Here is a 14,810-nt window from a genome sequence, read left to right as displayed (position 1 = left end):
TCGCGGGAATGGACTTGCAAAGATCCAAGGCTATGGGATCCGGACCACCCCAGCCCCTCCTTGAAGGAAGGAGGGGAGAACTTCAACCATCGAGGCAACCCTCATTCGTTCACATCTCGATGCCGATCAGCAGCACGTCGTCCACTTGATCCTGGTCGCCGATCCACGCGTCGAACCGGAGGCGCAACTGCTCGGCCTGTTCGGCCATGGGCAGCGTGGCCGTCTCTTCGATCCAGGCGAACAGCCCGCTCACTTTGAGCTTTTTACTTTGCGGTCCACCGAACTGGTCCTGAATGCCGTCGCTGAACAGATAGACGCGGTCCCCGGCCTCGAGCGGGGCCTCGATCATGGAGAACACTTGGGTCGTGTCATTCCCCAGTGCACCACCGATGGAATGGCGCGTCCCGCGTTCCCGCCGGAGCTTGCCGTTGCTGAGGATGAGCAGGTCGTGCATCGCGGCGGAAGCACGGAGATGCTTTGTGGCCATGTCGAACTCGCAGAGGCTGATGTCCATGCCGTCGTGGCTGCTCAGGTCGTCCGCCTGGTATTGAAGCACGGCACGCAGCTCGTTGTCGAGATCCCGCAACAGAATATCAGAAAAATTCAATTCGTATACTACGCTCACTTCGCGGAGCAGCATGCCGCCGATCATGCTCATCAAAGCACCGGGCACCCCATGGCCCGTGCAGTCCGCGCAGGCCAGGATGATCTTGTTCCCGGATCGACGGAACCAGTAGAAGTCCCCGCTGACGATGTCGCGCGGGCGATAGAACACGAACGAGCCCGGGAGTTGCGCTTCCAGTTCCTCGACCTGCGGTAGAATGGCCTGTTGGATCCTTCGTGCATAGGTGATGCTGTCCGTGATGTCCTTGTTCTTCTCTTCGAGTTCCTCCTTTTTCCGTTGAAGCTCGTGCGTACGCTCGTCCAGCTTTCGCTTGAGCAGCTCCCGCATCAAGCGCTGGCTGCGCTCCCGCAGGCGGATGATGCCATAAATGGCGAACAATAGCAGCACGATGCTAGCGGTGATGAACCAAGGGCGCTTCCAGATCGGCGCACCTACATAGAGTTGAAGCCGGGCGGTGTTCCCCGTGAAATCGCCACCGGCCATGGCGGCCTGCACCAGCATGACATAGCGACCATCGGCGATGCGCATGTAGTAAGCGGAGTTTTGGGAGGTCTCCGTCCATTCCAGGTCATGTCCTTCGAGCATATAGCGGTAGCGGACAGCATCCGGGTCACGCAGGCTGGTGCCCAGGAAGTCGAACTGGAGGCGATAATCGTCTGGCGGTAGTTCGATGGTACCGGAGAGCGGCCAATCTTTTCCGGAGACCTTCATGGCGGTGATCATCGCCGTGGGTGGCAATGAACTTCGGATATCCCTTCCCGTGGCATAGCGGAGCATTCCTTTGTCGCTACCGAACCAGATATCCCCATCCGGTCCAGCTGCGACCGTGTTCATGCGGCGGTCCGGTTCCAGGCCGAACTGGCGGTCGTAGGTGCGCACTTTCAAGGTCGCCCTGTCTATCCGGCTGACCCCGCCCCGATGACAGGTCCAAATGCCACCGTGGCCGTCCGCCGCGATCGCATAACAATAGTCCGACTGAAGACCTTGCGCGGTGCCCAAGCCCATCACCAGATCGTCCTTCAGGTAGCGCAGGCCGCTCCCGTTGGTGCTGAACCAGATCCTGCCCGTGCTGTCCTGTGCGATACCTGAGACATGGAAGGCGTTGCCCTGTTCGGTCAGGGTGAAGCTCTTCACCTCATCGCCGGAGACCATGCTCACACCGCCGTTGTTGCAGGCGATCCACATGCGCCCCAGTGCATCCTTGAACAAGGCGTTCACTTCATTGTGCAGCAATCCGTTCTCCGTTGTGAGATGGCGTTTTCGTGCAGTTGAGATCACGTATACACCGTTGCTCGTACCGATCCAGGTCTCATCACCAATAGCGGCCAGGGCATGTACCTGGAGGCTCATGCGGTCACGTTCGGTGGGAATGGCTTTGAAATGCCCGGTGGCATCCTGCTGAAGTGCGCCGCTGGTGGCCGTTCCGATGCAAAGCCGCCCGTCCTCTCCGGCGATCAGGGCGGTGATGGCCTCGGGCGGGATCCCGTTCGCAGCGCCTAACGTGTCCAGCTGGCGCATGTCGTTGTTCAGGGCATGAAGGATCGCGCCGCGGATGCCGAACCAGACGTCATTGCCGTGGAAGGCAATGGCCCGGACATCCTTCGCCGAGCCGGCTTTTGCGGCATAGTACACCACAGAGCGGTCCAGCAAACGGGCCAGTCCCAGGCCGAATCGCGCAAACCACAGGTTGTTCTCAGTGTCCGGAAACACCACGTCCACGTTGTCGCTGCCCAGCCCGTTCCCTAAGTCGTAATGCAATAACGACTTGATGCTGTCCCCTTGCAGGTCGATCTCGTAGGCACCTTGGCCGAACGTGCCAACGATCAACTGCCCATAGGCACCGATGGCGAGGTCGCGGACCTGTAGTTCACCAAGTCCGGCCTTTGCGCCAATGGATGAGATCATGGAAGGGGACATCCCCGCCATGGAGAATGAAATGACACCTTCGTCGCCGGTTCCCGCGCATATCCTGTTGCTCCCTGGCCGTGCCACCATGGCATTCACGGACGAACGGGTGACGTTGCTGAGGTTGCCGGTGAAGATCAACGTGCCATCGGGGGAGATCTGCAGCAGGTGCAACCCGTCGCTTGCGCCCGCGAGCAACAGCCCATCGTTCAAGGCCAACAGGCTGTACCAGAGCACACCTTCCATTGTCGCTCCGGGGCGGCAGGTGCCGTCGGCGCTGACATGGATGATCCCGTTGTTCTGTGCGGCCGCCCAGATCCCTCCGTTGCCGTCGTCGATGATGGCATTGATACTGCTACTGGTGATATCAGCTGTGTTCACCTTATGGAAAACGCCATCGATGTACCGGCTTATGCCGCCTTCATTGTGCCCGAACCAAATACAGCCGTCCTTCGCAGGGTGGATGCTGGCCACGAAGTTCTCCGAAAGGCTATCGGCCGTGGTGTACATGGTGACTTGCCTGCCATCGTAACGACCGGCACCTTCCCCGGTGCCGATCCATAATCGGCCGGTGGCATCCTGCGCAAGGGCATGCACAAAGGAGTTGGTCAGCCCGTCGGCGCTGCCGACCGGTTTCAGCTTGTACGTCTGTGCCCGCAGAGGTGCCGTTCCCGCCAAGACAAGCAACAAGATCAAGAGGCGCTCGAGGGCTGCTCTCATCGGATCTTGCTGATGGCGATGGTGGGTTTGTATTGGGGCACGCCACCGATGGGCACGGTGAAGAACGGAAGCAACGCGCCGTACTGGTTGCGCACATAGAACACCACGTTGTTGTTCTTGATCGCTCCGTCCGGACGTTTGATGAAGCGGATGTCCAGCGAGGTGTTCAGCTCCTGCTTCACGATCGGGTGTACGCTGTTCACCCATTGGTCATCGCCGCTGGCCGTCACCATGTCGCCCTTCTTCGCAACGGACACCACGCGGATGGAGCCGTCGCCGTCCCAATCGAAATTGCTTTGCTTGACGCTGATCACCCGGTCGTCCACATAGGGATAGATGTGGGAGACCTCCGCCGGGTCGTCATGCAAGCGGAAGCTGTACTCGAAGGTGAAGGCGTTGCCGCCCTCGATCGCTTCGTTGGCGTCGGGTTTCGAGCTCATGAAGTAGCGGTACAGATTGCCATCGTCGCCGCTCTTGCCTTGCGCGATCACCTTGAAGACGCGGCCGCCGTATTCGGGCATGTCCTCCCCGGAGCTCGGGTCGAAGGGGCCGAAAGCATACCAATGCTTGTCATACTTGGCGTCGGCACCGAAATCCCGGGTGGCGAGCATGTTCCCGCTCCGGAAGTTGCCGGTCGGCCCGGTTTCGCGGGCGTCAGGTTCGGAGATGCAGCCCTTCCCGGCATAGACCGAGAAGTTGGTGACAGTGTTGAACGGTCCTTTTCCCTCATCGATCGCTCCGTAGCAGTCGGGGTCGTACACACGGATGTAGACAGGCACGATGGTGGTTTTTGGCACCACGAAGAAGAAGGTCTGGCAGAAGTCGTCATCGCCCCAGGACGCGAGGCTGTTCGCGCCGAAGGTGACGAGATAGGGGATGTTCTCATCGGCGGCGGGCACGGGCTGTGCGCGGCAGAGCAGGGGAGAGGCGACCATCAACGCGAGAAGCAAATGATCCGGGCGTTTCATGGATGTGCGGTCTCGGAATTGCTGCGTACGGAAAGATGGAATTCGACCCGACGGTTCTTCGCTCGGCCGGCGGCTGTTTCATTGTCGGCCACGGGACGGTCCTCACCATAACCCACCGGTGAAAGCCGCTCCGGTGCGATCTGTCGCTGCTTGAAATAATCCACCATCCCTTGTGCTCGGGCCTGTGAGAGGGCCATGTTGTTCTGCGCGGTGCCCACGCCGTCGGTGTGCGCCTCGATCACCAGGTCCACCTCGGGATACTTGCGCAGCAATGCCAGCACGCGGTCCAGAGAGGCATTGAAGGTGCTTTCGAAATCGCTTTCCCCGGTCTTGAACCGGACGGTGGAGAAGCGGAGCACGCCGTTGTTCAAGGCTTCCAGGGGGAGCACCTCCGCCTCGGCCAAGTCCATGTCCTTGTCGGCATGCACCTTTTCCACCACGGAACCGGTGAAGCCGGAGCGGCGCGCCAGTTGGAATGCGGCGAGGACCGAGAGCGGTGTTTTGCCCGAACCGATGGAATAGGTGTAGTGATGGAGCGCCGGTACGAACCGCTCCGTTATGGTGTAGTAAGGACGGATCGGCAGGAAGCGTGCATCGTCCAACCCCACGCGGTCGGCCGATGCGAACAGTTGCACGGTGAAGCTCACATCCGTGGCGACCACCTTGTCCATACCGGCGGAGTCCTGTGGCAGTTCTTTGTAAGTGAAACCGGGAGGCCCTCCTTGGGGCGAACGCACCGGCCCGGAAGCCGCAGTGGCAGATGTCTGGATCAAGCCGTCGATCACTTCCAACTGCCTGAAGACACAGTGGTTCTCAAAGCCGCCATGGCCGTCCGGCCCGCCGAGCAGGTCGAGCTTGATGGTGTAGTTGCCGGCCTGGGCATAGACGTGCTCGATGCGATCACCTGTCATGGACGTGCTGTCGCCAAGGTCCCAATGAATTTCATTGGCGACGAACCCCGGCAGGTTGGTGTGTTCCGTATCAAACACAATGAGCTGATCGGTGCCCGCGCTGTCCGATGCGTTGATGTTCGCCTGCTCCTCGTCGGTCACCTCCAGGTCGTATTGCACTTGGTTGAAGTACACGCTTTCGCTCACCGTGTCGATCAGGTTCAGTTTCACGGTGTAGGTGCCGGGACGCGGGAAGCAATGATCCGTGCTGGGTGCTGCCACCTTGGAGCCATCGCCGAAGTCCCATTCGTAGCGCAGGGGCAGGGTGTCCGTGCTCACCGATCCCGCATCCTCGAAATGGTAGCAGTAGCTGTTCTGCAGCTGTTCACTGCAATTGCGGAATAGTTCCGGCCGTTGCGTGAAGTGGTAGATCTTGTCCGTTCCGTCCCTGTTCGAACTGAAGTAGCCGGACTGGCCGTCCGGATAGGTCGTGTACCCGAGGTCATTACCGGGGGAGTTCAACGGGGCCTTCAGCGGCAACGGTATCGAGTATTCGCCATATTCCTGCACGCAGGAGAAGATGTCTAATTGTCCCAGACCCCCGGCGCGGTCCGACGAAAAGAAAAGTTCACCATTGGTATCCACTGAAGGATAGGCCTCGTTGGCGGTACTGTTCACTTCAGGACCCAAGTTCTCAGGTGTCCCCCATCCATTGCCTTCCTTGCGGCTCACATAGATGTCCATGCCGCCTATACCGCCCGGCCTGTCGGATGCGAAGAAGAGCTGTTGCCCGTCCCGGCTGAAACCGGCCGACATGGTGGAGAAGTCACTGCCGTTGTATGCGAACGCCTCGGGCTCCGACCACACTTTTCCCTGTTTCAGGGCAAAGTACAGCGCCAGCTTGTCCGCCATGCCGCGCTTGCCGCTCGCCGCATTGCGTGTGAAGCAGATCGTGTCGCCGCTTGCCGTGAACGCCGCTGGTCCGTCATTGAACTTGCTGCACAAGGAGCCGTCCATCAAGCTTGGCGTCCCGGGCTTTCCGCCGCGGAGCTGTACGCTGTACAGGTCGGCCAATGGCTTATTGGTCTTGGCGTCCGTGTAGGCGATGGCCTGATCACGTGCCCGGACCGAAGTGAAAACAAGGATGCTGTCCACCAGTGTGGGGGCATAGTCCTCGCCTGCGGGCCGAAGGTTGAGCGCTTCCACGGTATACGTCACTTGGGCCTGGCCATGCAGGGTCAAGGCAGCGAGAAGAAGGAAAGGTGCGCTGCGGGCTCCCATCAGAAATAGCGCGGGTCCTTGGCTTTAACGTGATAACCGAACTCATACTGGAGCATCACCTCATGCGAGCCCTGGTGGTAGGTCCTTAGCGCGTTGATGCCGAGATCGTAAGCATAGCCGATACGGAATTGCTTGGTGGGCAATACTTCCACGGAGAAGCAGACCGCGTCGCTCGTGCGATAGCTCACCCCGAGCCAGAAGCTGTCCTTCCAGATCATGTTCATGTTCAGGTCGGCCTGTACCGGGTTGCCACCGGCTTTGCGCAACAGCACCGACGGCTTCAGCTTCAGGTCGTGTTCGAGTTCCACCACCATGCCTGCGGTAAGCATCGGTTGGTAGTGGCGTGTGTCGTTCTTCACCTCCCAGCTTTCAGTCTGCACATTGTAGGCCTGACTGAGGATGAACGGAACGGAAAGGCCGGCGAACCAGCGCTTGTTGTAGTAATAGGCCCCAGCACTGAAGTTGGGTTTCACCACGCCGTGGCTGTTGGTGGCGAATTCCGCATCGCCTGCCGTGGTGGTGCGCACACTGGTCCAATCCGCCTGCAATACTTTCAGCCCCGCCCCGATGCCCAACGCCAACTTACCCGTGCCAAGCCGTAGCCGGTAAGCATAGTTGGTCATCACACCGGTCTCTCGGCTCACGCCGATGCGGTCGTTGTAGACCATTAGGCCCAAGCCGATGTGCTTACCGTTCACGGGTGAATGGACGCTCAGTATTTGCGTGGTCGGTGCACCTTCGAAGCCCACCCATTGCTGACGATAGGTGAGGTTGGCCGTGAGCGCATCGCGACTTCCCGCATAGGCCGGATTGATCAGCAGGCCATTGAACAGGTACTGCGTGGTCAGCGGTGTATGCTGCGCGTGCAGCCCCACCGATAGCAGTGCGGCGAACGCCAGTGTTATGTTCCGTTGTCCTTTCATCGCTTGATGATGACCTGTCCGTGGTACGTCTCTTCCGCAGTGAGGCCGAGCACATAGAAGTAGGTGCCGTCCGCCAGTTCTTTTCCGTTTTCATCCTTGCCGTCCCATCCGTTGGCGTAGCCTGTGACATGGAAGACCTGTTGCCCATAGCGGTTGAACACCGTCAGCTCATTGCCCGGGTATGCATCGATCCCGGTCACCTCGAAAGAGTCGTTCACGCCATCGCCGTTCGGTGAGAAGCCCGAGGGGATGAACAGATCGCGAACCGTGATGGCCGTTGTGTCGCTCGCGAAGGGGCAAACTCCTACGCGTGCGCTCAGCATGATCAAGTTGGTGCCGATAGATAGTCCATCGATCCCGGTGCTTGTTTGGTCTGGTGCGACAATGCTTCCGGATCCGCTGATCACCGACCAATGTACTTCGGTGGCACCCTCGGCCACGCCGTTCAACATGGCGCTGCGGGATATGTTCTGCTCTTGGTCAGGCCCGGCATCCATGGCGGTCAGCTCTTCCGGGAGATGGAAGGTGATCATCACCGTGTCGAAGGCGCTGCATGGGCCATTGGTGACCGTCCATACCAAGGCATAATTGCCTGGTCCGGGTACATGGACCGCCGTGGTCGGTGCCTCCGGATCGTTGAACGTTATGCCGCTTGTCGCGCTCCAAGTGCCGCTGCCAATGGTCAAGCTGGCTGCGAGCGTATGTTCCAGCCCGCACACCACGCCGTCCGTTCCGGCATTGGCCACGGGGCTTGCCAGTACTGTGATGGGGCCGCTTTGGGCACTGGTGCATCCGCCCATCGTCACGGAATAGGTCACGGTGAAATCTTCGCTGCTGCCTTGAGGCGTTAATGAAGAGGGGTCAAAGTGTTGGCCGTCGGGTGCGATGCCGGGGCCCGACCAGGTGCCGCCGCTCTCACCGGTCAAGGTATTGCTCAGGTCTATGGGCTGCGCTGCATTGCACAGCGCAGCAGGGCTGGCCCACGCCGCTGAAGGAGCATTGGCCACGGTAACGGTGACAACGCTGCTCGCTGCGGAACAAGGCGCCATGGCATCCACCGTGTACGTGAAGCTGTCCGCAAGGTCAGAGGCAGGGTCGAAGATCCCATCGATCAACGTGCCGTCGCTTTGGCTCCATTGACCGCCATTGTCCGGTGCCCCACCTAAGGCAGTGAAGAGGTTGACGGCGATGCCGTTACTGCACAGGGCGAGATCTGCGGAGATCCCCGCGTTCGGAGGTGTTTGCTCCAGCACAGTGATGAATGCGGTGTCCGAAGGGCATTGGCCGCTATCGTCAACGATGTACATCACCGTTCCGGGATCGTCGTTGACCGGATCGTACTGTCCGCTGCCGTTGCTCCAATCCCCTCCGGCATCGGCGCCGTTGAGCAGGGTCGAGAGATCCACAGGAGTGCCGTTCCCGCAAAGGGTGATGGTGCTGTCCGCCCCGGCGTTCATCGCCAAGGTCTCGGTCACAGTAATACTGGCCTGAGCATCCGCGCAAGTCAGGCCGCCGGAAACCGTGTAGGTGAATGTGCCGGGGTTGTCCGTTGCTGGATCATAGATGCCGTTTCCGGCGCTCCATGTTCCTCCTGCATCAGCTCCGTTGCCGAGCAGGGCGAAGAGGTCAACAGGGTCGCCGATGGTGCAAACAGTGGTGGATGCATCGGCCCCCGCGTTCGGAGGTGTTTGCTCCAGCACAGTGATGAATGCGGTGTCCGAAGGGCATTGGCCGCTACCGACAACGATGTACATCACCGTTCCGGGATCGTCGTTGACCGGATCGTACTGTCCGCTTCCGTTGCTCCAATCCCCTCCGGCATCGGCGCCGTTGAGCAGTGTTGAGAGATCCACGAGGGTGCCGTTCCCGCAAAGGGTGATCGTGCTGTCCGCCCCGGCGTTCATCGTTAAGGTCTCGGTCACGGTTATGCTGGCCTGAGCATCCGCGCAAGTCAGGCCGCCGGATACCGTGTAAGTGAAGGTGCCGGGACTGTCCATTGCTGGATCATAGGTGCCGTTCCCGACGCTCCATGTTCCTCCTGCATCAGCTCCGTTGCCGAGCAGTGCGAAGAGGTCAACAGGGTCGCCGATGGAACAGATGGTGGTTGTGGCATCGGTGCCCGCGTTCGGTTGCGCCTCAATGGTGATCGTGGTGCTTGCCGTATCCGGGCAGGGCCCTGCGAACACCATGTAAATGGTATAGCTGCCCGCCGTGCTCGTCAGCGGTGCGATCACTCCCATGGAAGCGTCCACGTTCAATCCGGCCGGACTGGCGCTGAAGGTCCCTCCGGTAATCATTCCCAGCGGCGAGATCGGACCTGCGGAGGAGCAGATCGTGTCCACCGGATAGGTTAGCTCAAGGACCGGCGATAGAACGATCACTGTGGTAGGGCAACTCGCCGTAAGACCGGAGGGGTCCGTCACCGTGTAATTCACCGTGTAAGTCCCTGCGGGGAATAGATCCCCGGAGAATATCGTTCCTGTGCTGTCCAGGATCGCTATTCCACTATTGTCCCCGTATTGAGGAGGGGGGATGTTCAATACCACACCGCATTGACCCGGTGTGACCGCGCCGTGGATCGTGTCCGGGCAAGAGATGGTGGGTGAAATGGTGTCCAGCAGAACGATCTGCACCGAGATCGTGGTGTCGTTCCCCACGCCGTCGGACAAGTGCAAGGTGGCCGTGGTATCCCCGGTCACAACAGAACCGGCATCGGGCGTTTGGTCGTGCGGCCCCATGCCGGAGCAGTCCGACAAGCCGACCAACTGGCCATGCAGGTCCGGCATGGCCGCCTGCCCGTTCGCGTCCATGTACAAGGTGTCCGCGGTTGGGGCGGTGAACGTGGGCGGGGAAACGTCGATCACGGTGATGCTGAAGGAGCAGGTGCCGGTATTGCCGGAATTGTCGCTGGCCACCAATTGGACAATAGTGACCCCCACCGGGAAAAGACTGTCCGGAGCTTGGGTAGCGTCGCTGTTCACCACGGGGACCAGTGTGGCACAATTGTCCATGGCCGTGGGTATCGAATAGTGGACATGTGCTCCACAATCAGGTGATCCCGAAAGAACGGAGATGTCGGTAGGGCAGGCGATCAGGGGAGCTTCATCGTCCAATACGGTCACGGTGAAGCTGTGCTCCGTGTTGTTTCCGGCGATATCCGTGGCGCGGAGCAGGACCGATGTACTTCCGATTGGGAAAGTGCTTCCGGGGGTCTGGGCACTGTTCACCACCATCACCGCGAGCATGCCATCACAGGCATCATTGGCGCTGGGGATGGTGTAGTCCAGGATCGCGCCACAGAGGCCCGGGGCTGTTGCCAGTACGGTGTCGGCCGGTGCGGTGAAATCCGGGGCCTGCACGTCGTTCACCGTGACGGAGAAGGAGCAGGTGCTGCTGTTGCCTGCTGCGTCGGTGGCCGTGAGCACTACCGTGGTCGTTCCGACGGGGAAGAGACTTTCAGGGGCGTTCGCACTTTGCGTTGCGGTCACGGTAACGGTGCCATCGCACTGATCGGTAGCGGTGGGCAACGCATAGCTCACGTGAGCGCCACACAGCCCCGGTTCTGTAGCGATCACAGTGTCCGAAGGGCAGATGAATGCCGGGGCCTCATCATCGGTCACGGTGATGGTGAAGGAACAGGTGCCGGTATTGCCGGAGGCATCAGTGGAGCGGAATTCCACCGATGAGGTGCCCACGGGAAAGAAACTTCCGGAGACCTGTGCCACATCGCTGTTTTCCACGGTGACCAGGGCTGTGCAATTGTCCGTTGCCGTTGGGGCGGTGTAGGCCACGATGGCACCGCATTCCGAAGCGTCAGTTCCCACGGTGATGTTACCCGGACAGCCCGAAAGCACTGGGGAGTTCGTGTCCATCGGTATAACGTGTACGGTATTGCTGGTATCCGCCGGGCAAATACCACTGGTAACCCGCACCCGGACAGCCGTGGCTTGGATGACGCCGTGAAGCGTGTCGACAGTCAGCCCGGAGGGGTCGCTTGTCCAAGAGGTGCCTCCGTCCGTGCTGGTTTGCCACACGATCGATCCACTGATGGGGCTTGAGAGTGACAAGGGCGCATCGGAACCCGGACAGATCATTCCGCCGCCTGACAGGACCCCCGCGACAGAGACCGGACTGACCGATACGGTATGCGTGGTGGTATGGCCATCGACGGAGTAGGTCACGTTGAGGTTCCCGCTCATTCCGGCCGGGTCGAACACATTGCCGCTGACACCGGGACCGCCCCATGTGCCGCCGGGCAAGCTGCCGAAGTCGTACAGTACCGCATCCACCCGAAGGTTGCCGCTGCCGGTCATCCTCATCCGGAGGTAGCGCATGGGAACCGTGGTGGTGACCGCGGTGAAGATCATCGATGATGAAACGGTAGTGATATCGCCCAGGTCGGTAAAAGGGCCACTTCCTGCGGAGGCTCCGCCCACGTTCAGTACGGCGGTGCCGCTGACCGCCCGCCAGCGGATCACCACGGACCCTCCGGAGGGGATGGTGACACCGAGGTCGATGATGATCTCATCTCCGGGATCGTCGAAGAGCGCCCCGGTGCCGTACGCACCTGAACCGAGGGCCGAGCCTGGGGTAGCTACGCCGCTGGAAGAGAAAACCGAGGCCCCATGGCCTTGCACGATCGGGAGGAGGAAGGAAGTGAGGTCCACTGGCGCATCGGCGGCGCAGAACGGACCCGGGGCCGTGAATGCGCTGGGATCCTTGAAGGATACGGTCACAGTGAAGTTGCAACTGGCCGTGTTGCCCGAACCGTCGCTGGCCACATAGGTGATGGGCGTGGTGCCCATGGTGAACGTGCTTCCCGGTGCGGGTCCCGAGGTGCGGACAATGGAAACTCCCGTGCAGTTGTCCAAAGCAGTAGGTACGGTCCAGTTGACCACCGAGTTGTTCGTGAACCCGTTCACGTTGATGTTGCCGGGGCAGCCCGAAATGACAGGAGCGTCCGTGTCCAACGGTATGACGTTCACGGTGTTGCTTGTCGCGGCCGGGCAAGCTCCGCTGGTGACTTTTACCTTGACAGACGTGGCCTGGGTCACACCGATGAGAGTGTCCACCGTCAGGTTGGAGAAGTTATTTGTCCACGTAGTGCCTCCATTCGTACTGGTCTGCCATACGATGGACCCACTGATGGGACCGGCGAGAGAGAAGGGCACATCGGAACCGGGGCAGAACGTTCCGCCGCCGGTCAGGATGCCGACGACGGAGACCGGACTGACCGTGACCGTGATCGTAGTGCTATGACCATTTGCCGTATAGGTGATGTTCGCATTGCCGCTGATTCCCGAGGGGTCGAAGGTGGTGCCGGTAACACCGTCCCCGGACCAGGTGCCGTCGGTCGCGCTTCCGAAATTGTAGAATACACCGTCCACTTCACAGGTGGTACTACCGGCACGTGTCAGTTTGATGAAGCGCATCGGTGCCGTTGCCACGACGGCGGTCAATACCATCACCGTGGAACTGGTGGTGATCATGCCGTGATCAGTGAAACCGCCGGCCCCGGCAAATGAGCCTTGCACGTTCATCATCGCCGCACCGCCGGTGCTTCTCCAGCGGATGATCAGTTTTTCCCCGACAGGGATCGTGTTGCCCAGATCGATCACGATCTGATCGCCTGAATTGTCGAACACGGCCACGCCTCCTGGCGACATACCCAAGGCGCCGCCAGGCCCGTTACTACCGCTGGATCCGATACCGGAAGAGGAGAATACGGCAATGCCGGTTCCCGATCGTTCGGGGATCAGGAGGGAAGCTAAGTTCAAGGGGCCATCGGTCATGCAGAAGGGTCCCGGAGCGATGAACCTGGAAGGATCGCGGAATTCGGCCACATCGAAGTCCATGTCGTGCAGCTTGGCAACGAACAGATTTTCCGAGTTATCGTCGGAAAAGAACGTATTGAAAGTGATCTCTTTCTGATAGCTGCCCGCTGCGTACACACCACCGTTGCCGTCCAAGGCCACCCCGTTTGGCCGGTCATCCTTATCACCCATGGGTGTGATCGCCCACTTTAAGCCTCCGCTGCCGTTGAATTTGGACACGAAGACCTGAACGTCATTGGCACCGCTGAGCGGCGTGCCATTAGGCAATGTGAGGGACTGTTTATAGGTTCCCGCAAGCAGGACGTCACCATGGCTGTCCGTGGCCAGGGCGCGGCCCACTTGATCATGGTTGCTCGATCCGGAGAACGTGCGCACCCAAGCGGTCTGACCGCTGTTCTTGTTCAACCGTGCGAGGTAGCCATAATCGTGCGGGCTTCCGGTACCTGCCACCACCACTCCGCCGGGGAACACGGAATTATTATGACTGCTACCGGAGATGTAGACCGCTGTTGTTGACGCAGCCAACCCCAACGCAGTGATGGCGTCACTTGCGGAGTTGGCCACCGCCTGGGCCCAGTTCAACTGGCCTGTGGCACTAACAGCCAGCACATCCGCGCTCAGGTTGTTCCAGGTGGTCGATAAGGGGAGGGTCGCCGGGCCGGTGCTGCTTCCGAAGGTGTACGACGTGCCTGTGTGGACGCCAAGCGCATAGACCTGGGTCCCGTCGGTGGCGACGGCGTTGAACGTGCTGTTCTCCCCATTGAAACCGGCGGCAAGCCATTCACCGCTTCCATCAGATGCCTGCAAGGCCGTCAGGAATGCATGGGAGGTGTTAGCGTTGCCCGCCGACGTGGACGTTGTTGCCATGCCGGCGATGACGGCTGATCCACTATATGAACCACCCACAAAGATCTTCCCGTTCGCATAGCAGATACCATTACCTCTGTCGTTGCCGGCCCCGCCTGCCCTTATGTTCCATTGCAGCGCACCGTTCGCATTGTAGCAGGCCACGAAGATGTCCTCCCCGCCGGTGGAGGACATCGTCTGGCTGCTTCCGGCGGCACCGGTAAAGGAGGCATTGGTCGCGGAGAAGTACCCCGTCACATAGACACGGCCCAGCATATCGGTGCAGACACCGGTAATACCGTCATTCCCACCGGCCCCAACGACGATCTGCCATTGCAGGGTGCCGTCCAGACTATGTTTCACCAAATAACCATCGCTGCCCGTGTTGCTCCCGTACATGACCGCCCACGGGCCGCCCAGTACGCCGCTGAACGCTTTATCCGCTTGGCCGGCGGTGTACACCGCGTTGTTCAGCCGGTCCACGGCGATACTGGATGCGAATTCATTTTGGCTGGTGGCCAATTTGCGGGACCATTCCCATTCGTCCGGTGTTTGGGCCGAGATGCTGGGTGCCCAGAATACCACGGAGAGGATCCCCATCGCCAATAGCCTCCATGATCGATCGCGGTTAAGCAGGCGGCACCGGTGCGGAAAGAACCCGATGCCAAGTAGGCGATCTTGTCCTGTGCAACGGTTTGTGGAGGCGTGGTTCAAAATAGGAGCTTATACGTGTACAAGGATGCCGATCGGAGCATCGGGCACCATGGTCGGTCGGTTCATACGGCGTGGAGCCTTCTATGTTCCATTTTGGAGGTGAC

The 14,810-nt window shown here is 60.1% G+C and carries 5 protein-coding genes; all 5 read right to left on the bottom strand.

Annotation, left to right across the window (positions count from 1 at the left end):
• Positions 1-109: 109 nt before the first annotated feature.
• Genes IPP95_04755 through IPP95_04735 form a run of 5 tightly spaced genes read right to left on the bottom strand, consistent with a single transcriptional unit; the run spans position 110 to position 14,592 of the window.
• Entirely contained in the window at positions 110-3,250 is a 3,141-nt protein-coding gene (locus tag IPP95_04755) for a SpoIIE family protein phosphatase (GenBank protein ID QQS73538.1), read from the bottom strand.
• A complete protein-coding gene (locus IPP95_04750) occupies positions 3,247-4,218 on the bottom strand; it encodes a hypothetical protein (GenBank protein QQS73537.1) in 972 nt (323 codons plus the stop codon). The genes IPP95_04755 and IPP95_04750 overlap by 4 nt, the downstream gene beginning before the upstream one ends.
• On the bottom strand, positions 4,215-6,350 hold the full coding sequence (locus tag IPP95_04745; GenBank protein QQS73536.1) for an OmpA family protein: 2,136 nt from the start codon (positions 6,348-6,350) through the stop codon (positions 4,215-4,217). Before IPP95_04745 ends, IPP95_04750 begins: the two co-directional genes overlap by 4 nt.
• Before the next feature lie 38 nt (positions 6,351-6,388).
• On the bottom strand, positions 6,389-7,312 hold the full coding sequence (locus IPP95_04740; protein QQS73535.1) for a type IX secretion system membrane protein PorP/SprF: 924 nt from the start codon (positions 7,310-7,312) through the stop codon (positions 6,389-6,391).
• Positions 7,309-14,592, bottom strand: a complete 7,284-nt coding sequence (locus tag IPP95_04735) for an HYR domain-containing protein (protein QQS73534.1) — start codon at positions 14,590-14,592, stop codon at positions 7,309-7,311. The genes IPP95_04740 and IPP95_04735 overlap by 4 nt, the downstream gene beginning before the upstream one ends.
• Positions 14,593-14,810: the final 218 nt, after the last annotated feature.

The sequence above is a fragment of the Flavobacteriales bacterium genome (assembly GCA_016700415.1).
Lineage (GTDB): Bacteria > Bacteroidota > Bacteroidia > Flavobacteriales_F > PHOS-HE28 > PHOS-HE28.
Note: the sequence above shows the minus strand (reverse complement) of the source record. Positions and strands in the feature narration are given on the sequence as shown.

Bases quoted from the DNA above. Each gene is read 5' to 3' on its own strand.
- IPP95_04755 (QQS73538.1), bottom strand. From the start codon at position 3,250: ATGAGAGCAGCCCTCGAGCGCCTCTTGATCTTGTTGCTTGTCTTGGCG.
- IPP95_04750 (QQS73537.1), bottom strand. From the start codon at position 4,218: ATGAAACGCCCGGATCATTTGCTTCTCGCGTTGATGGTCGCCTCTCCC.
- IPP95_04740 (QQS73535.1), bottom strand. From the start codon at position 7,312: ATGAAAGGACAACGGAACATAACACTGGCGTTCGCCGCACTGCTATCG.
- IPP95_04735 (QQS73534.1), bottom strand. From the start codon at position 14,592: ATGGGGATCCTCTCCGTGGTATTCTGGGCACCCAGCATCTCGGCCCAA.